At 43.5% G+C, this 19149-nt stretch carries 14 protein-coding genes and 1 other RNA gene; 3 read left to right on the top strand and 12 right to left on the bottom strand.

Annotated features, from left to right (window positions below):
* Positions 1-241 precede the first annotated feature (241 nt).
* Positions 242-638, top strand: a transfer-messenger RNA (tmRNA) gene (gene ssrA / locus HXT48_RS01755).
* Between the two features lie 68 nt (positions 639-706).
* Here ssrA and miaA read toward each other — a convergent pair.
* Positions 707-1720, bottom strand: a complete 1014-nt coding sequence (gene miaA, locus HXT48_RS01750) for a tRNA (adenosine(37)-N6)-dimethylallyltransferase MiaA (protein ID WP_012914393.1) — start codon at positions 1718-1720, stop codon at positions 707-709.
* A 142-nt stretch (positions 1721-1862) separates the two neighbouring features.
* On the opposite strand from miaA, the gene HXT48_RS01745 reads away from it, so the two are divergent.
* Both HXT48_RS01745 and HXT48_RS01740 read left to right on the top strand, forming a co-directional pair.
* Positions 1863-2672, top strand: a complete 810-nt coding sequence (locus tag HXT48_RS01745) for a GTP pyrophosphokinase (RefSeq protein ID WP_004108491.1) — start codon at positions 1863-1865, stop codon at positions 2670-2672.
* Positions 2673-2856: 184 nt separating this feature from the next.
* Entirely contained in the window at positions 2857-3603 is a 747-nt protein-coding gene (locus HXT48_RS01740) for a Bax inhibitor-1/YccA family protein (protein ID WP_004108493.1), read from the top strand.
* 657 nt (positions 3604-4260) lie between these two features.
* On the opposite strand, the gene tuf is transcribed toward HXT48_RS01740, so the two are convergent.
* From tuf to HXT48_RS01685, 11 genes are all read right to left on the bottom strand, one after another.
* A complete protein-coding gene (gene tuf / locus HXT48_RS01735) occupies positions 4261-5460 on the bottom strand; it encodes an elongation factor Tu (protein ID WP_004118785.1) in 1200 nt (399 codons plus the stop codon).
* A gap of 168 nt (positions 5461-5628) precedes the next feature.
* Positions 5629-7758: an elongation factor G gene (gene fusA, locus HXT48_RS01730; RefSeq protein ID WP_004107409.1), complete on the bottom strand. Its 2130-nt coding sequence runs from the start codon at positions 7756-7758 to the stop codon at positions 5629-5631.
* A 42-nt stretch (positions 7759-7800) separates the two neighbouring features.
* Entirely contained in the window at positions 7801-8271 is a 471-nt protein-coding gene (rpsG, locus tag HXT48_RS01725) for a 30S ribosomal protein S7 (protein ID WP_012914396.1), read from the bottom strand.
* Positions 8272-8274: 3 nt separating this feature from the next.
* The gene (gene rpsL / locus HXT48_RS01720; protein ID WP_003813881.1) at positions 8275-8646 is read right to left on the bottom strand and encodes a 30S ribosomal protein S12; all 372 of its coding nucleotides are present in this window, start codon (positions 8644-8646) and stop codon (positions 8275-8277) included.
* A gap of 267 nt (positions 8647-8913) precedes the next feature.
* Positions 8914-10152: a cell division protein FtsQ/DivIB gene (locus HXT48_RS01715; RefSeq protein WP_064621565.1), complete on the bottom strand. Its 1239-nt coding sequence runs from the start codon at positions 10150-10152 to the stop codon at positions 8914-8916.
* 52 nt (positions 10153-10204) lie between these two features.
* Positions 10205-11767 (bottom strand): UDP-N-acetylmuramate--L-alanine ligase, encoded by a 1563-nt coding sequence (gene murC / locus HXT48_RS01710; RefSeq protein WP_102155663.1) that lies wholly within the window; start codon positions 11765-11767, stop codon positions 10205-10207.
* Positions 11767-12966 carry a UDP-N-acetylglucosamine--N-acetylmuramyl-(pentapeptide) pyrophosphoryl-undecaprenol N-acetylglucosamine transferase gene (locus HXT48_RS01705; protein ID WP_076003024.1) on the bottom strand — a complete coding sequence of 400 codons (1200 nt, stop codon included), beginning with the start codon at positions 12964-12966 and terminating at the stop codon, positions 11767-11769. The genes murC and HXT48_RS01705 overlap by 1 nt, the downstream gene beginning before the upstream one ends.
* A 50-nt stretch (positions 12967-13016) precedes the next feature.
* Complete coding sequence (locus HXT48_RS01700; RefSeq protein ID WP_233186349.1) at positions 13017-14228, bottom strand: peptidoglycan glycosyltransferase FtsW; 1212 nt, start codon at positions 14226-14228, stop codon at positions 13017-13019.
* Positions 14229-14661: 433 nt separating this feature from the next.
* Positions 14662-16263 carry a UDP-N-acetylmuramoyl-L-alanine--D-glutamate ligase gene (murD, locus tag HXT48_RS01695; protein WP_076003025.1) on the bottom strand — a complete coding sequence of 534 codons (1602 nt, stop codon included), beginning with the start codon at positions 16261-16263 and terminating at the stop codon, positions 14662-14664.
* Positions 16264-16287: 24 nt separating this feature from the next.
* Positions 16288-17391 carry a phospho-N-acetylmuramoyl-pentapeptide-transferase gene (gene mraY / locus HXT48_RS01690; RefSeq protein WP_004108513.1) on the bottom strand — a complete coding sequence of 368 codons (1104 nt, stop codon included), beginning with the start codon at positions 17389-17391 and terminating at the stop codon, positions 16288-16290.
* 78 nt (positions 17392-17469) lie between these two features.
* The gene (locus tag HXT48_RS01685; protein WP_033888465.1) at positions 17470-19059 is read right to left on the bottom strand and encodes a UDP-N-acetylmuramoyl-tripeptide--D-alanyl-D-alanine ligase; all 1590 of its coding nucleotides are present in this window, start codon (positions 19057-19059) and stop codon (positions 17470-17472) included.
* Between the last annotated feature and the right edge of the window lie 90 nt (positions 19060-19149).

The following is a 19149-nucleotide window of genomic DNA, read 5'->3' as shown; positions in this document are numbered from 1 at the left end:
CATAAAATAAACATTTTGTTATAATCTTTTATTCATTACAAATCAACTACAACTCATATTTACGCTTGGCAAATAAAATCACCTAACTAATAATATACTAATCAATACCCCCCCCCCCCAAAAAAAAATCACCCGAACGACTATGCCGTGAGGAATAAGTGCTCAAGCAGTTCGTAACGTTAAAATATGATACAATGTAGAAATGTGTGCTCTAGAGCAACAATTGTTTGAAAAATCAAAAGGGGTCGATCGGTTTCGACGGCGATCTGTTCGCCGCGGGGAAGCGTGCCGAGAATGCGGAAGTCCACTCGTAAACGTCCTTTCGCAAAAGAATAAGTGCTAAATCTAATCGCACTGAGTTCGCTCTCGCTGCCTGAGCTTCGCGCCAGGATTAACCAGTGAGCAGCTGCTCCGTCCACCCACTCACGTCTTCGGAGTGGTGCTGAACGTCATGAGAAGACTTGCTTGAATTGCTGGGCTGCAGGGCAATTCAGGGACTTTTACTGTAGATATGCTCGCCATGAATTGTCTGCTATAACATGGGGGCAGAAAAACTGCCGTGCGGCCAGCAGACTACGCACGTAGAAGACCGAGGGTACGGTCACCGGACCGGGGTTCAATTCCCCGCGACTCCACAAACGCAATAACGCCACTGCTAAAACAGTGGCGTTTTTTGTAGTAAATCCCAATGTTTCCAAGATTTAAGTTAAGCTTCGAAAGCATCTCCGAGATGGTGCTGAGTAGCGTGCTCAGTAGCATCAGAACTATTGCAATCAAACTCCCCCGCATCCGCAGCATCAACAATCGCGAGCGCAGCTTCCGCAAGATCCGGTCGCAACGCGTCCAACCAGTGGATGCGAGCATCCCTACCAAACCAACCCATTTGTTTGCGTGCAAGTCGTCGAGTTTTTTGTGCAATATCCGCAAAAGCCTCATCCTCTCTCCACACGCCATCCAAATAATCCATAATCTGCTGGTAGCCAAGAGCACGAGATGCAGTCACACCCAATCGCCCTCGAATCGCGCGCACCTCATCCACAAAACCCTGCTCACGCATAATTTGCGTACGTAAATCCACGCGCTTATCTAAATCTTCACGACGCAAATCTAAGCCAATTTGCACGCAATCAATCACATACTTATACTTCGGAAGCGTTGCGGAATAAGGCTTTCCCGTAAGCTCAATCACTTCAAGCGCGCGAATTGTACGTCGCGGATTGCGCGCATCCATATGAGCCGCAGCAACCGGATCCTTTTGTTGCAACTCATCAAACAGCGCACTCGCTCCCTCTTTGTGCTCGCGCTCCTCCAAAGCTGCACGAATAGACTCATCCGTGCCTGGAAATGTAATATCATCCACAGCAGCACGAGCATACAATCCCGATCCTCCAACTAAAATCGGCCTCACACCACGCGATTGCAACTCACTAATACACTGTCTGGCCAAAACTTGAAATCGCGCAACCGTCATCGTTTCTTCAGGATCAATTATGTCAAGCAAATGGTGTGGTACTTCCGCCTGCTCCTGCGCACTCGCCTTAGCCGTGCCAATATCCATGTAACGATACATTTGATACGCGTCTGCGTTGATGATTTCCGCACGAATCCCACGCTCAGCTAATTTTTTCGCAAGCGCAATACCAAGACTAGTTTTGCCTGAAGCCGTAGGACCAACTATTGAAATTACTTTAGGAATATTATCCTGCTTATTTTCAGACAAAATACACTCCTCGTCAAAATACTTTGCTAGATTTTGCTTGCGCTCAATTACCTAAGATATTTATATCACGCTTTGCAAAGAATATTACATTTACATACGCACTCCCAGACGTTTAGCAGTTTTTATAGTATTATTAAAAGACGTGATACTTGATCGTCATAACCGCGTAAACGCAGCAGAACTCTATGCGCGTCTTCATAGCAACGAAGCAGCTAATGAAAGCAGCAACGTTAGCAGCAATGTTGACAATACAAAAAACCAACAAAATTGCTCCCAATGCGGCAAAACTAATTCGCTTATGCTTCCTGAAGACCAAATCGACGAATTTGTAAACATGATGCAAATTTACGAAGGAGCAATGTACGAAATAAGTACAAAGCTCGAGATTCTAGATAGCGAATTTCAGGTGCGGTTCTCTCACGACCCAATTCATCACATGGAGCGTCGTCTTAAATCAGTACACTCAATTTTTGAGAAACTGCAAAGGCGTCATCTAGATATTTCCACACGCTCTATACGCGATAATCTTTTCGACGTAGCTGGAATTCGCGTAATTTGCAACTACTGCGACGATGTGTATTCTGTAGCGCAATATCTTTCTAAACAAACAGACATTCAAGTATTGCAAGTTAAGGATTATATTAAGAATCCAAAACCTAATGGATACCGCAGTTTGCACGTAATTTATGCAGTTCCTGTGTTCTTGTCTTCTGGAGCACACTACACGCCAGTTGAAGTGCAATTCCGAACTATTGCTATGGATTATTGGGCTAGCTTGGAGCACGCTTTAAGATACAAAGCCGGTTTGCCGGATGCAAAGTTGGCTGAGCACTCTCAAACTTTGCTCGATTGCGCGCATAGCTTGCAAAATATTGAAACACAAATGCAAGGTATTCACCGCGATATTAATGGTGCTCCTCAAGTTGAAGAAGCACCTAATAGTAAGGCATAATATAAATACGAAGCGCAAGCTTATGCCATATTAGGCGTAATCTTATGCAAGATTAAAACCAGCTTATTGTACGAACGTATAAATTATGCTGTATTTTTTTAGCATTTTCCCAGATGCTTTAATTATAATTATGTGAGAACGTTGTCTTGACAGCGTTTTATTTCATAGCTGTTAAGGAGAAATAATGACAAACTTTACTCAAGATTATTACAGAAGCGGTGCTCCTGAAGTTATTGACACTCAGGCAACATATGCTTTTGAAGAAGCAAAAAGAGTTTCAGTAGGACGCACTTATGGCGAAATGACGCTTGGATTGATTGTTACAACTCTTGTGGCACTGTTCACTCAGAGCGGTAATTTCTGGCTTAGATTTATGTTTGCAACCCGCGGATGGGGTTGGATAATGTTGGCAATTGCTCAGGTTGTGATAGCAGTTGTTCTTGGAACACGCTTAATGAAAATGAGTGAGACAACAGTACGAGTTTTGTTCTATGCTTATGCTGCTTTAACAGGATTTACTTTAAGCTCAGTCTTTCAAGTATTTAGCCTTGGATCTGTGGCATTAGTATTTGCTTTAACTGCAGGATTCTTCCTGTGCTTGACAATGCTTGCACTTACTACAAAAAAGGATTTGCTTAAAGCTGGTCCAATTTTAATGGTTGCATTACTTGTATTCGTTGTTGCGCAAATTATTATTTCGTTTATTGGGCAAGATACTGGAACAATGCGTCTTATGGCTGGAATTGGCATCGTTATTTTTGCAGGTTTAACAGCTTACGATGCTCAGCAAACTCGCGCATTACTTGCACAATATGAAAATCAGCCTGAAATGGTTAAGAAAGTATCTATTTTCTGCGCATTCCAGCTGTTCTTGGACTTCATTAACATGTTCATCTACTTGCTAGAGTTGCTTGGAGATAATAGAGATTAGCAATACTAAAACTAACATACGTGTGTTAGTTGCTTAGCTATTTAACCCTGCCAGATTAGTATTTGGCAGGGTTTTATTATGCTCTCTGTACTCCAAACGCGAACGCGTTAACAGTGCCGAGCGTTACTAACACCCATCTCTCACACACTTCTCAAATCACCTACCAGAGACAGACACTAACGCAGAACACAAACTGCACCAGTAACGAAAAAACAGTGGCGCTCACGCGGGTAACGCGCTCGCTTACGAAACTCGCGTTGGAAGTCCCCCGGACTTCCAACCTAAGCGAGTTTCCGCTCCGAGTTGCTTTCGCGCGCTAAATCGCAGCGCTCAAGCAGGTCGTCGCGCCAACGTGAGCATCAAATCCCGCGATTGGAGCTCCAAACCCACCAAAACACTCCAAACAAGAGAACACTACCCCACTAATCTGCCCTGCCTTCGTCTTTATTGACGAAGGCAGACCTCGCTTGCGTTGAAAGCACACCGTGCTTTCAACTCTAAGCAAGCTCGGCGCTCCGAATTGCTTTCGCGCGCTAAATCGCGCGCTCAAGCAGGTCGTCGCGCTGATAAAACAAGCGCATACAACAAAAGACCCCACGAGTTTCCTCGCGGGGTCTTTATTAAGCCTTAGCTAATATTTTTCAGTTAGAAAAAATACTAGGCAAGAATCTTGGTCACACGACCGGAACCAACGGTACGGCCACCTTCACGAACTGCGAAGGTCAAGCCCTCTTCCATTGCGATTGCCTGAATCAACTCAACAGTGAAGGTTGCGTGATCGCCTGGCTGAACCATCTCAACGCCGTCTGGCAAGGTGATAACGCCGGTGACGTCGGTGGTGCGGAAGTAGAACTGTGGACGGTAGTTGGAGAAGAACGGCGAGTGACGGCCACCTTCGTCCTTGGTCAAGACGTAAACTTCGCCTTCGAACTTGGTGTGTGGGGTCACAGAACCTGGAGCAGCCACAACCTGACCACGCTCAACATCGGTACGGTTGATACCACGGAGAAGAAGACCAGTGTTATCGCCAGCCTCGGCCTCATCCATCTGCTTGTGGAAGGTCTCGATGGAGGTAACGGTGGTGGTCTGAGTTGGACGCAAACCAACGATCTCAACTGGGGTGTTGATTGGGAGCTTACCACGCTCAACACGACCGGTGACAACGGTACCACGACCGGAGATGGTGAACACATCTTCGATTGGCATCAAGAATGGCTTGTCAAGATCGTGAGTTGGGGTTGGGATGTACTCGTCAACAGCCTTCATGAGCTCCTTGACGGTCTCTACCCACTTCTCGTGATCTGGAGCGTCATCATGCAAAGCACCGTAAGCAGAGGTGCGGATGACTGGGCAGTCGCGATCGAAGCCGTTTTCTTCGAGGAGGTCACGAACCTCTTCTTCGACGAGGTCGATAAGTTCTGGATCATCAACCATATCGCACTTGTTCAAAGCAACGAGGATCTTCGGGACACCGACCTGCTTAGCGAGCAAAACGTGCTCACGGGTCTGAGCCATAGGACCATCGGTAGCAGCAACCACGAGGATTGCGCCATCCATCTGAGCAGCACCGGTGATCATGTTCTTCACGTAATCAGCGTGGCCTGGAGCGTCCACGTGAGCGTAGTGACGCTCAGCGGTCTGATACTCGATGTGTGCGATGTTAATGGTAATGCCGCGTTCCTTCTCTTCTGGAGCGGCATCAATCTGATCGAAGTCATACTGAGGGTTCAGATCTGGATACTCGCCATGCAGCACCTTAGAAATAGCCGCGGTCAAGGTAGTCTTACCGTGATCAACGTGACCAATGGTACCAATGTTAACATGCGGCTTAGTACGCTCGTACTTTTCCTTTGCCATGTGTTTGTCCTCCTGGACGTCTCGTAGTTTGCCTCACACATTTGTGAGAGGTCTTTCGCTACATATTACTGGGTTTCTGGGTTAGGTGCCACTTCGGTGCCAGAACCCAGTCAACGTAGGAAATTCTAGCGTTGACCGGGGACAGAAAACACCGAAGTAGCGTGCGCTTTATTCGCCGCGCTGAGCCTTAATAATCTCGTCCGAAACGGCCTTCGGGACCTCCGCGTAAGAGTCCATCTGCATGGTGAACATTGCGCGGCCCTGAGTCTTGGAACGAAGATCGCCAATGTAGCCGAACATTTCGCTCAGCGGCACCTTGGCGTCGATAACTTTCACGCCAGTGGCATCAGTCATAGACTGGATGTTACCGCGACGAGAGTTCAAATCGCCCATGACGTCGCCCATGTACTCTTCTGGAGTACGGACTTCGACAGCCATAATTGGTTCGAGAATTACCGGATTAGCCTTAGGAGCAGCTTCCTTGAAGCACATGGAACCTGCAATCTTGAAGGCCATTTCCGAAGAATCGACATCGTGAGTCTGACCGTCGGTGACGGTTGCCTTTACACCCACAACTGGGAAGCCAGCCAAAACGCCGGATTCCATAGCTTCCTGCACGCCTGCATCGATTGAAGGAATGAATTCCTTGGTGATGTGGCCGCCGGTAACTTCGTTGACAAACTGGTAGGTTTCGCCAGATTCTGTGTCGAGAGGTTCGAAGTTCATCAAAACCTTTGCAAACTGACCAGAACCACCGGTCTGCTTCTTGTGAGTGTATTCCTGGTTCATAACAGCCTTACGAATCGTCTCACGGTAAGCAACCTGTGGCTTACCAACATTCGCTTCGACCTTGAACTCACGACGCATACGATCAACGATAATGTCAAGCTGAAGCTCGCCCATACCGGAAATCAAAGTCTGACCAGATTCCTCATCGGTCTTAACCTGGAATGTAGGATCCTCGTCAGAAAGCTTAGCCAAAGCCAAGCTCATCTTTTCCTGATCAGCCTTCGTCTTTGGCTCCACAGCAACCTCAATAACAGGATCTGGGAATGTCATGGATTCCAAAGAAATTGGGTTCTTTTCGTCGCACAAAGTATCACCAGTGCTGACGTTCTTCAAACCAACGAAGGTGTAGATGTTACCAGCTTCAGCTGAATCTACAGGATTTTCCTTATCAGCATGCATCTGGAAAATCTTACCAACGCGTTCCTTCTTGGACTTCGTGGAATCGTACACGGAATCGCCTGGCTTTACTTCGCCAGAATAAACGCGCACGAACACGAGCTTGCCATAGAATGGATGGGTTGAAATCTTGAATACCAATGCTGCGAATGGATCTGTATTAACTGGCTTACGGTCAATTTCAACAGATTCGTCGCCTGGCTTGAAGCCCTTAATAGATGGAACATCTTCTGGGCTTGGGAGGAAGTCGACAACAGCATCCAGCATTGGCTGAACACCCTTATCCTTGAATGCAGAACCGCAAGTTACTGGGAATGCCTTACGCTCAATGGTAAGCTTACGGATACCAGCGCGCATTTCTTCTTCAGTAAGTTCGCCAGTTTCGAGGTACTTCTCAACCAGCTCATCGTCAGCTTCAGCAACCTGATCCATAAGTTCAGCACGATACTGCTCTGCACGTTCCTGCAAATCTTCAGGAATGTCAACGGTGTCATAGTGAGCACCCATATCGTCCTTAACGTCATTCCAGACGTAAGCCTTCATACGAATTAAGTCAACAACGCCAACGAAGTCGTTTTCAGCACCGATTGGAAGCTGAATAACGAGTGGAGTTGCACCGAGCTTCTCCTTGATGGTCTTGACGGAATAGTAGAAATCAGCGCCAAGCTTATCCATCTTGTTGATGAAGCAAATACGTGGAACGCTGTACTTATCTGCCTGACGCCACACGGTTTCAGACTGAGGTTCCACACCTTCCTTACCATCGAAAACTGCTACAGCACCATCGAGCACGCGAAGGGAACGTTCCACCTCAGCGGTGAAGTCCACGTGACCTGGGGTATCGATGATGTTGATCTGATAGCGGTCATCAACGTCATGAGTTTGACGCTTCCAGAAGCAGGTAGTTGCAGCAGACTGAATAGTAATACCGCGCTCCTGCTCCTGAGCCATGAAGTCCATGGTAGAAGCACCATCATGAGTTTCACCGATTTTGTAGTTCTTACCAGTGTAATAAAGAATACGTTCGGTGGTAGTAGTCTTACCAGCATCAATGTGCGCCATGATGCCGATATTACGAACCATATTCAGGTCGTTAAGCACATCTTGTGCCATATTCTTATCCTTAGCTCTTTAAGATACCGATTATCTTGTGGATTACCAGCGATAGTGAGCAAAAGCCTTGTTTGCTTCTGCCATCTTGTGGGTATCCTCGCGGCGCTTCACGGAAGCACCCAAGCCATTGGAGGCATCGAGAATTTCGTTGGCCAAGCGCTCAGCCATAGTCTTTTCACGACGAGCGCGTGAGAAGTCAGTAAGCCAGCGGAGGGAAAGAGTGTTTGCGCGAGCAGGCTTAACTTCGACTGGAACCTGATAAGTTGCACCACCAACGCGGCGAGAACGAACCTCAAGATTTGGACGAATGTTATCAAGAGCGCGCTTCAATACAGAAACTGGCTCCTGCTCGGTCTTTGCCTTCACCTGCTCAAGAGCGGTGTAGACGATGTTTTCTGCGATGGACTTCTTACCATCGAGAAGGATTTTGTTAATCAACTGAGCCACGACGGTCGAGCCGTAGATTGGATCAGGAAGCAGTTGATGCTTTTTTGCAGGTCCTTTACGTGACATGTTTTACTTCGCCTTCTTTGCTCCATACAGGGAACGACCCTGCTTGCGGTCCTTGACACCCTGGGTATCTAATGCGCCACGCACGATGTGGTAACGCACACCTGGGAGATCCTTCACACGGCCACCACGCACGAGCACGATGGAGTGCTCCTGCAAGTTGTGACCTTCGCCTGGAATATAGGCGGTTACTTCAATACCAGAGCTGAGGCGCACACGAGCAACCTTACGAAGCGCGGAATTTGGCTTCTTAGGAGTGGTGGTGTATACACGGGTGCATACGCCACGACGCAGCGGGCTACCCTTCAAGGCCAAAGTCTTTGACTTTTTCGGCTTGGCCTGACGTCCTTTACGGACAAGTTGTTCAATCGTAGGCAACTTAAGTTCTCCGATTCATTGTTATCTTCTATTTGGTGAAAACCGCCACACTGCAGCACACCATAACCAAAGAATCGGTTAAAGAGTAAAAGCCACAGTCCACCGGCCCGATGGCCCTCGCACCTCCAGCCACACATTACTGCGCGCTATCTTTGGCACTTGGGATATCCCAACCAACACGCCTATAACATAAGGCACGTTGTTGGCACACACAAATTGCTATTATACACCTAATCTTGACAATGCAATTAATAAAGTTTTAAAACCCTATTTAAGAATTGGACGCACAGGAGCAGACACATCTAAGCTGCGTTTATTGCCAATTTTACTAGGATCATCAATAATCTTGGCAACAATAGCTTTCTTTAACTCAATCTGAGACGAATTGCCCCATATGATAGTTTTTTTAACATCCCCTAATTCTGTTTCGACAGAATCTTGAGTTTTTGCACTAACTTTCGTAACTCTAGCTCGCAAAGATTCCGAAAGTGAACTAACAATTTTTACAGCTTCAAGTACCGCTCTATTATTCAAACTTCTTTGCACATTTGAAACTTCGATAACAGGTATTCCTTGCGTTGGAACTTGAGCTACGGCATTTAACACGCGACCTTTAGCGTCAACAGCAGTTAATTTATTGCTATCTCGAGTTTTGAGCATTGCTGCAGGACGTTGCGCATGTACAGAAACATGCAAACCATTAGGGAAATTCTTAGAAACTTTTGCTTCAGTTACACCAGGAATATCGTTAAGTTGGTTAATTACTTCTTGAGAAGAAACTAAAAATAGCGATTTACCAACCTGAGTTGACGCAATTGAAGCAATTTTTTGCTCACTCACCCACTCGTTAGAACCAGAAATACTTATATCGTTAGACTTAAGAAGAAAAACTGGCGAGAAGAATAAAAACCAAACAATCGCTGAAACAGAAGCAATCACTGCAAGAATTGCAAGAATTCGTTTAACAGTAAATTGCAAATAAGCAGATTTACGTTCTTTCAAACGCTCTCGAAAATTAATTATTCTAGGACGAGTAATCATTCCAAGAGAACCAGAAGTTTGACTTAAAGTTTTTCTTACAAAATCAAGCTTCGGCAAAAGTCTAGCGTCAACAAACTTACCTTGATGATTTTTTTCATTGATATCAGCTACTCGTATTTGCGATGTGTTTTGGCTGATTATATGCCTTTGAAAACGCTGGTCTTTGCGCAACGACGAAGCAGATCTAGGTTTAGAAATATGAATTTTTTCATCACGCGTTTTTTTGATACTAGATTTTTTTATATTAGATTTTCCGATATTAGATTTCGCACCACGAGCTACACCACTACGCAATTCATTATTAAGCAATTCAGCACTACGAGACGCACTGCTACGAGACGTAATGCTGCTGGATTTATTACTACGAGACTCTTCAGTACGCGCAATATTAAGACTTGAAACGGTACGACGATGCGAATTATTTGCATCAGCATCGTACGATTTGCTTGACCTCACGCGACCCATAATTACCTCTCGTAATAATCTATTTATATTTTAATCGCTTAATTTCAAAGCACTACAATGCTTCTAGCATAACAGACGTCATAGCAGTAATACTTCCTGCACCAACTGTAAGCAGCACATCACCAGATTTTGCACGCGAAGCCAGTTTCAACGCAGCTTCGCGCATATCGTCAACCGCTTCAATTTTTACATCAAGATTCTGCAATTTTGCAGCTTTAACAATAGTTTCAGCATTAATATTTGGAAAATCTTCCTGCTTTTCGCGAGCTGGGAAAATTCCTGTAACAATTACGTCGTCTGCAAGAGCCAAAGATTTTGCAAACTCACTAGCAAAAGCCTGCGTTCTGGAGAACAAATGAGGCTGAAACAGCACGCGAAGAGTAGAAGAAGTGTACTTTCTTCGCGCAGCGCGCAATAGTGCAGCTATTTCAGTTGGATGGTGAGCATAATCGTCCACAACTGTCACACCATCAACACATCCACGAATATCAAAACGACGAGACGCACCTCGGAAGCTTTCTGCACCACGAGCCGCATCTTCTGGATTCATACCGAGCAATACTGCAGCAACAATCGCTGCAGAAGCATTAAGCGCATTATGCAAACCTGGTATTAACAAGCTAACTTGCACCTTATTCGAACATTTAGCATGTTCATCCAAAATTTTTTCTGGCAATACAAGCGTAAACATTTCTCGACCACTTACAGCTTGCTCATTTTCATGCTCAATACTTGCGAACATAGCTAATTTTTGTACGCGCGAGCTGACTTTCATGCTCCAAGTATCCAAATTACCGTAAGCAATTGTTTTGTTTAAAATATTATCCGGCATAGCTTCAAGTACTTTTCTAGCACCTTCGTCTTCTGCACAAATTATTACGTTATTAATAGCATGACTTACGTGCTCAACAAATGCTTCTCTGTATCGTTCACTAGAGCCATAATGATCCAAGTGATCTGCTTCAGCATTTGTTACGATTGCAATACTTGGGCTGTATTTTTCAAAACTTCCGTCAGATTCGTCAGCTTCAGCAACCATAACAATTCCATTGCCAGCATGACCACCGTCTAAAACTGTTCCGTCTGCGGCTTGAATAGATCCGCCGATTGCGTAGCTTGGATCAGCCAAATCGCCTGCTGCAGCCACAGTTAATATATGAGAAAGAAGTGAGCTAGTAGTTGTTTTACCATGCGCTCCAGCAACAGTCACGCCAGTTTTTGCAGATAATAATAACGCAAGAATATCGCTGCGATGAACAAGCTTTATGCCGCGCTCATGTGCTGCCATAATCTCCGGATTGCTCGGTTTAATAGCGCTTGAATACACGAGTACATCTGCATGCTCAACGTGTGAAGCACTTTGTCCAATTTCTACTTCAATACCTAATTCTTCCAAGCGTTGAGTGTGATCATTTGCTTCGCGATCACATCCACTTACGCTTACCCCCTCTTCATGCAACATTTCTGCCAGAACACTCATTCCAGCTCCACCAATACCAATAAAATGCACTCGACCTAATTTTGAAATTGTTTGCGAATCATCAAATGCTGATTTTACTGGGTTTAAATCAATATTATTATGAAATGAAGTTGTATTGCTATTAAGATTAGTCATTACTTTCTGCCTTCTTTTGCGATTTCAAGAATATGCTTCGCCATAACGTCTGCAGCATCACGAATACCATAATTCCAAGATTTAGTACGCATAGCTTGTAATTGCTTTTTGTTTTGCAATAAAGCTAATCCTTCATCTATAAACCACTTTGCATTGAAATCAGCATCATTTACCATTACTGCTCCCCCTGCATTTACTACAGGCTCAGCATTGAAACGCTGCTCGCCGTTGCCAATAGGCAATGGCACGTATACAGCAGGTAAGCCAAGTGCAGAAATTTCTGCAACCGTTCCAGCTCCTGCACGACATATAACTAAATCTGCACAAGCAAAAGCCCAATCAATACGCTCTAGATATTCTGCAATATGATAATCGCCACAGCCAGCATGCTCTGGTTTAATATCGTTTATTTGCGATTCGCCTACTTGCTTTGCAACTATATTTCGCACTTCTTCCGCTTTTGCGCGACCAGTTAAGTGAATTACTTGCGCATGTTTTAAAATATCTCCTGCTGCTGCAGCAACAGCTTGATTTATGCTTTTTGCACCCAAAGATCCGCCAGTAACAAGAATAATTGGACGTTTAGGGTCAACGCCAAGTTTTTGCGCACCTTCAACGCGAGCGGAATCATAATCTTTTTCTAATCTTTCACACAATTGAGAAATAGCAGGTCTAAGAGGTAAACCAACTCTTTCAACTTTGACACCTTTTCGTGTGCGCAAATCAGTATTCCCATAAACTGTTCCAACAGCATCAGCCCAACTTGCGCCCAAGCGATTTGCCATTCCAGATTTAGCATTCTGCTCGTGAATCACAATAGGAATATGCTGCGCATGAGCTTGAGAATATACTGGAGCAGAAGCATAGCCACCGAAGCCCACTACTATATCTGCTTTTCTAGCGGCTAGTATATTTCGCACTTTGCGTTTTTCGCGCATCCATCGAATTGGAAACTTAATTGCATCTAGATTTGGCTTACGCGGGAACGGCACTTTTTCTATAGTGTCAAGTTCGTACCCTGCATTCGGAACAAGACTTTTTTCCAAACCAACTTCTGTGCCAATTACACTAATTAACGCTTCAGGATTGAGCTTTTTAATAGCGTTTGCGACAGAAAGCAAAGGATTGACATGACCTGCAGTGCCCCCGCCTGCAAGAACAATATGCACTTCATGCTCAATAGCATTATCAAATTTCATTTCACTACCCTTGTTATAACTTTCATATTATAAAAAGTTGTAAATACTTACTACTTCGATATAGTAAGTTGCGGATTGGAACGCATAAGACCATCAGCTACGCCAATTGCGACCAAACACATAACAAGCGAAGAACCACCTGCGGACACAAACGGCATAGGCACTCCCATAACCGGAAGTATTTGCACAACAACAAGAATATTAACTAATCCTTGGCCTACAATCCACGTTGCAATACACATTAATGTGATTGAAATAAATTGCGATTTCGCTTTTAATGCTGAAGATAGTATGCACCAACCAATAATTACGTATAGCAAAATCACTGCTGCTGCAACCAAAAAGCCCATCTCTTCGCCAATAATAGCGAAAATAAAGTCATTGTGAGCGTAAGGCAAATAATTCCATTTTTCACGAGAGTTTCCGATGCCAACGCCTAATAGTCCACCAGAAGCCATTGCATATTGAGCGTGAATTGCTTGGAAACAAACGCCTTTAGCTGATTTTGCATCACATCCGTGCAAAGTAGCAAGAATACGTCGCATACGATTTTGGCTTGTTAAAACCAAAAGAGCAACCATTATGCAAGCAATAAATATGCTTCCAACAAGCCATTTTGTTGGGAATCCACCTAAGTAGAAAGCTATAAGTGCAATAAGAATAATAATTAAAGCAGTACCAAGATCCTTACCTGCAATAACAAGCAACAACGATACGCCAAGTCCTGCTGCTACAGGAATATACGCGCGCATTTGCACACGCTCATATGCTTGTTTTGCAGCAATCAAAGCTACTGGAAGCCAAATACATAATGCAAGTTTTGTAATTTCTGCAGGCTGCAAAGTCATAGGGCCGAAAGCAATCCAACCAGCATTACCATTAACTTCACGTCGTAAACCTGGAACAAATGTTAAGAACTGTGCAATAACAGAAATAATGTAAATAACAGCAACGTATCGTCTATAAACTGTAACTGGAAGTCGAGAAGCGAAAATATAGCCAATTAAGCCTAAAACGCAATACATTGTTTGGTTTACGCCTTGACCCCAAGGTGCAATTCCGTAGGTGATCATAGTTACTGAAGAACTAGAAAACACCATAAATAAGCCGAAAATCGACAGTATAACCACTGATACTCTCATGCCGTATAAGCACCACAGTGGGTTAGTTAAACTGCGCAAGCCAACGTATTTCTTTAATTCTGAATCTTGAGTTTTGCGCTCTAACGAGTTTTTTGAGTAGTCTTTTTTCGAGGAAAATATTCCAGATACAGTATGCGCTAATTTTGCGTATTTGATTGACTTTGCCGGCTTTGCTGTATTTGCTGGTTTCGCTAGCTTTGCTGGTTTCGCTGGTTTCGCAGCTTTCGACTTCTTTACATCTTTTACAAATTTTACAGATTCATTTAAAGAAGAACCTACAGATTTGCCAACTTTAGTAACAGAACTACTTACGGACTTACTTACAGACTTTCCTACAGATTTGCCTAATTCCTTACCCGCTTTGCTTGCATACGCTCCTGCTTTGCTTACGGACTCGCCTACTTTACTTGCTGAAGTTCTAATAGATTTTTTAAAAGATTCAAATTTTTGCTTTTGGGAAGAATGAGAAGAATCTGAATCTGTTTCAATATGATCTTCCATAATAACTTCTGAGACTTTGCACGCTAATGAACGCAAAAACTTTTTAGGCTTATTACTGTTGAATACCATGATTATGCACCCATCGTTGAGATTCTTTAGCAAAACGATTGCCGCGATCGGCGTACGAAACAAATTGATCCATAGAGGCACAAGCAGGAGCAAGCAGAACAACATCACCAGGCTTAGCATAACGCCCAGCAGCTTCTACAGTTTGACGCATAACAGCCTCACCGAATGAAGAATCAGGATTTACAAGCGAAGTATTCTCAATATACTCACAAACTAAGTCATCAACGCAATCATATGATTTAGCGCAAGAACCATCTTGTGAAACAATAGTTACTGGAATGTGAGGAGCTGAACTGTGAAGAGCTTCAACAATTGGACGTTGATCTATTCCAATAACAACAACTGCTTTAATCACATGAAGTTGGTTTGCAATTAAATCTTCAAAATGACCACCTTTAGCTAAACCGCCAGCAATCCAAACAACCGAATTATTAGCAAAACTAGCTAAAGATGCACAAGCAGCATGAGCATTAGTTGCTTTAGAATCATCTACAAATCTAATACAATGCGAAGGATTTTCATCTTCAGACATCAAAGTCGCAACTGTTTGAATGCGATGACCTCCAGGAGCAAACTCGCGTAAAGCACGAACTGAAGAATCTACGTCACCAGTTAAACCTAAAGCTAACGCTAACGCAGTAAGAGCATCAGCTAATAAATGCGGATACACACTGCCATCAGGCTCGCACAGATGTTTTAGCTCACGCAATTCGACAATAGGTTTTAGAGTGCCTTTAGTTCCTCCAGCAACACCGCTGTTATCTACAATCCAACCATCTTTTACGCCAATTTCACCATCTTTAGGCTCTTCTAACGTAAAACCAATCTTTTTACAGCCATCAGCAACTTGTGCACAATCTGCCAATTTGCTTACACGCTCATCTTGAGCATTGTAAACCAAAGCTTTTTGCACATTATTAAATACTTTTGACTTGTCACGAGCGTACGCTTCCATGCCACCATGCCAATCTAAATGATCAGCAGCAATATTAGTAATAGCAGCACAATCAAGAGCTAAAGAATCAGTGAAATGCAATTGGAAAGAGCTTAATTCAACACATAAGGCATCATGCTCACATTCCAAAGCAGCATGTGACACAGACTTTCCAATATTTCCCACAGCTGGAGCATTTAATCCGCAAGCGGTTAGCATTGCAGAAGTCATTTCTGTAGTAGAAGTCTTACCATTTGTGCCAGTAACGCCAATCCAATAAGCAGGTTTATTCGTGCGCTTAGAAGGTACGCGCAAGCGCCATGCTAATTCAACTTCGCTCATTATTGGAATATTGCGCGATGCAGCTTCTTGCAAAAATGGCGTGCGAGGGTTAAATACTGGAGATGTAACAACAGCATCGATTTTAGACCAGTCTATTGCTGAAAAATCATGTATATCGGCATCAGGCTTATTTTCGTCTGCAGTCACAGGCTCAGATCCAACAGCGCACAAAACCTCAGCTGCGCCACGACCAGAAACTCCAAGACCTGCAACTAATACACGCTTAAAAGCAAATGCTTTATCGCTTGTGCACGACTTACAAGTAGATTCAGACGAAACAGATACTTCATTGCCATCGACAATATTCATATTGAAGCCTTCCAATTTTTGAAATTAAATAAGCAAGCCAGAATGCCCTGCCCAATCGGCGTAGAACATCATAAGTGCAGAAAGCACAAACATAAGCTCAATCATCCAGAATCGCACAACAACCTTAGTTTCCGTCCAGCCGAGCAATTCAAAATGATGATGAATAGGAGCCATTTTGAACACACGCTTATGCGTAGCTTTAAAGAATCCAACTTGAATAACGTCACTTGCAGCTTCCATTACAAATAATCCACCCAAAATCACAGCCAAAAACTCTGTGTGAGTTGCAATAGAAAGAGCTGCAAATAATCCGCCTAAAGCCAACGAACCAGTATCTCCCATAAATACTTGAGCAGGATTCGAATTAAACCACAAGAATCCAAAGCAAGCAACAGCAGCACAAACAGCAATAATAGTTAAATCGAGAGGATCAGAAACAGCGTAAGAGAATCCGAAATGACCGCCTCCGCGCACATGGTAGCTTTCCCAGAAAGCAATCAAAGCGTAACCAGCAAAAGCAATCATAGAAGATCCAGAAGCTAAACCATCAAGTCCATCAGTCAAGTTTACAGCGTTAGACCAAGCAGCAATAAGGAAATTAACCCAAACAATAAATACTACAATTCCTACACCGTTGCCGAGTATAGAAAAATCAAAAAATGGTTTTTCAATAAAACTCATTCCAGGTTGAGCGCTAGCAATACCAGATTGAGTTGGCAATAGCAATGACAAAAGCGCGTAAATACTTGCAAAAATAATTTGACCAGTAAACTTCGCATGTACAGAAAGACCAAGATTCTGCTTTTTACGAACCTTAGCAAAATCATCAATAAAGCCAAGCAAACCCATTGAAAGCATTGCAAACAGCACCAAAACAGCAGACCATGAAGGCGAGCGACCAACAGAAACATATCTATAAAGAGCAGAAGCAGCCCAACCTGCTACTACAGCAAAGTTAATAACAACACCGCCCATAGTTGGCGTGCCGCGCTTTACTAAATGAGATTGTGGTCCATCTTGGCGAATGTACTGACCGTAGTGCAAACGATGCACTAAACGAATAAGCAAAGGCGTGCCAACAATCGTAACTACGAGCGACACCACAATTCCTACAATAAGCGCAATCACCGCTTAACCTCCGTTTACTGTTCCGTTTGCTATAATACTTAATTTATTAATTTCACACTTATATTGAGCATCGAGCAGTTAAATATTTGCCCAATGTTCAGCAAGCACACTCAAGCCTGAAGCATGAGAGCCTTTCAATAACACAACACTACTCGGATGCTCGGCCACAATTTTCCAAACAATATCATCAGCCTCATCCGCACTGTGCACAAAGTAGACTGCATCGTGAGAAGAAAGTAGTTTATTATTCCAAGAAGAACGTGCACCTTGAGCAATACAGTGAGCTAATTTATCTAAGTCAGAGTCCGTTTTTGAACCAACAGCAACAACTGCATCGACACTCGAATTTGCCACATATTCTCCAATATTTGTGTGCAATTCATCTTCGTTGCTGCCAAGCTCCAACATAGAACCAAGAACCGCTATACGGAAAGGTTTCGAAGATGCACTACAAGAATCATTTTCATAGGCGCACAAACCATCGATTCCTGCTTTCATAGAATCAGGATTTGCATTAAAGGAATCATCAATAAGTGTAAATTTCTCGTCATTCTTAGAAACTGTACTCAATTGCATGCGATGCGGGCTAATATGCGAAACTTTAGACAGCACAGAAGCAATATCATCTAAAGTCATTCCCAAATATCTAGCAACATTTGCTGCTGCAAGCGCATTCATAACATTATGCTCGCCTTGTATAGCAAGATGCACTTCAATATGATTCATTAGATCAGAAGAATTACTACGTTCAGTGGTAGTAAAAACTGCTTTACCAAAAGAATCTAACTTTATATTACTAGCTGAAAGTTGGTAGTCATCTTTACTAGCTGATTCCAGCAATCCGTTTTTAACATTTCTACCGAACCAGCGCACATGCTTATTTTCTACAAGACAAGACATTGCAGAAACTCGCTTATCGTCGGAATTTAATACTGCTATGCCATGTGGCAAAAGCCCACGCACAATCTCACTTTTTGCTTGCGCAATGCGCTCAACTGAGCCAAATTCACCTAAATGAGCCACACCAACTTTAAGCACTATTGCGAGATCCGGAGGAGCAATATGAGTTAAATTGGCAATTTCGCCAACATGATTAGCTCCCATTTCTGCTATTAAAAATCGAGTATTACTGCCAACTTGCAAAGCAGTAAGAGGCAAACCAATATTATTATTAAAAGATCCAACAGGAGCAACTGTTTCGCCTAGCGTGCTCAACAAAGCCTTCAACATATCTTTCGTTGTTGTTTTGCCAACGGAACCAGTAATACCAATAATAGTGAAAGGTTTGTTAAGATTGCGGCGAAGTTCCAAATTATGTTTAGCTAGCAAGCCCAGCGCTTCTATAGAATTATTCACAACTATTTGATTGAGATTAGTGCCTTCGACAACATGTTCAACAATAGCTACAACAGCTCCAGATTTTTCAGCATTCTTTACATAATCATGACCGTCAACATGTTCACCAACTATAGCTACGAACACAGAACCGTTACGGATTTGACGAGAATCACTAAAAACGGAATTTGCAACTAAATCTGTGTCACAACTATTAAACTCGTGTATTTCCCCATGAACAGCTTTAGCAATTTCGCTTATGCTCATAGGCATCATATCGGCATGATCTAAACTCTCAGCATTGCTGGCACACGAAGTTTCAACACAACTCATAACATCCTCCAAATTAGCCACATAATTAAAAGCTCTTAAACAAAACTCACGCAATTAATTTATTTGAAAACTCGAATGAAATCAGCATAA

Origin of the sequence: Gardnerella sp. KA00127 (assembly GCF_049244125.1) — a bacterium.
In the GTDB taxonomy this organism is placed as follows: Bacteria; Actinomycetota; Actinomycetes; order Actinomycetales; family Bifidobacteriaceae; genus Bifidobacterium; species Bifidobacterium swidsinskii.
Note: the sequence above shows the minus strand (reverse complement) of the source record. Positions and strands in the feature narration are given on the sequence as shown.

Coding starts and splice junctions, on each gene's coding strand:
- HXT48_RS01740 (WP_004108493.1), top strand. CDS start 2,857: ATGACAAACTTTACTCAAGATTATTACAGAAGCGGTGCTCCTGAAGTT.
- tuf (WP_004118785.1), bottom strand. CDS start 5,460: ATGGCAAAGGAAAAGTACGAGCGTACTAAGCCGCATGTTAACATTGGT.
- fusA (WP_004107409.1), bottom strand. CDS start 7,758: ATGGCACAAGATGTGCTTAACGACCTGAATATGGTTCGTAATATCGGC.
- rpsG (WP_012914396.1), bottom strand. CDS start 8,271: ATGTCACGTAAAGGACCTGCAAAAAAGCATCAACTGCTTCCTGATCCA.
- HXT48_RS01715 (WP_064621565.1), bottom strand. CDS start 10,152: ATGGGTCGCGTGAGGTCAAGCAAATCGTACGATGCTGATGCAAATAAT.
- murC (WP_102155663.1), bottom strand. CDS start 11,767: ATGACTAATCTTAATAGCAATACAACTTCATTTCATAATAATATTGAT.
- HXT48_RS01705 (WP_076003024.1), bottom strand. CDS start 12,966: ATGAAATTTGATAATGCTATTGAGCATGAAGTGCATATTGTTCTTGCA.
- murD (WP_076003025.1), bottom strand. CDS start 16,263: ATGAATATTGTCGATGGCAATGAAGTATCTGTTTCGTCTGAATCTACT.
- HXT48_RS01685 (WP_033888465.1), bottom strand. CDS start 19,059: ATGAGTTGTGTTGAAACTTCGTGTGCCAGCAATGCTGAGAGTTTAGAT.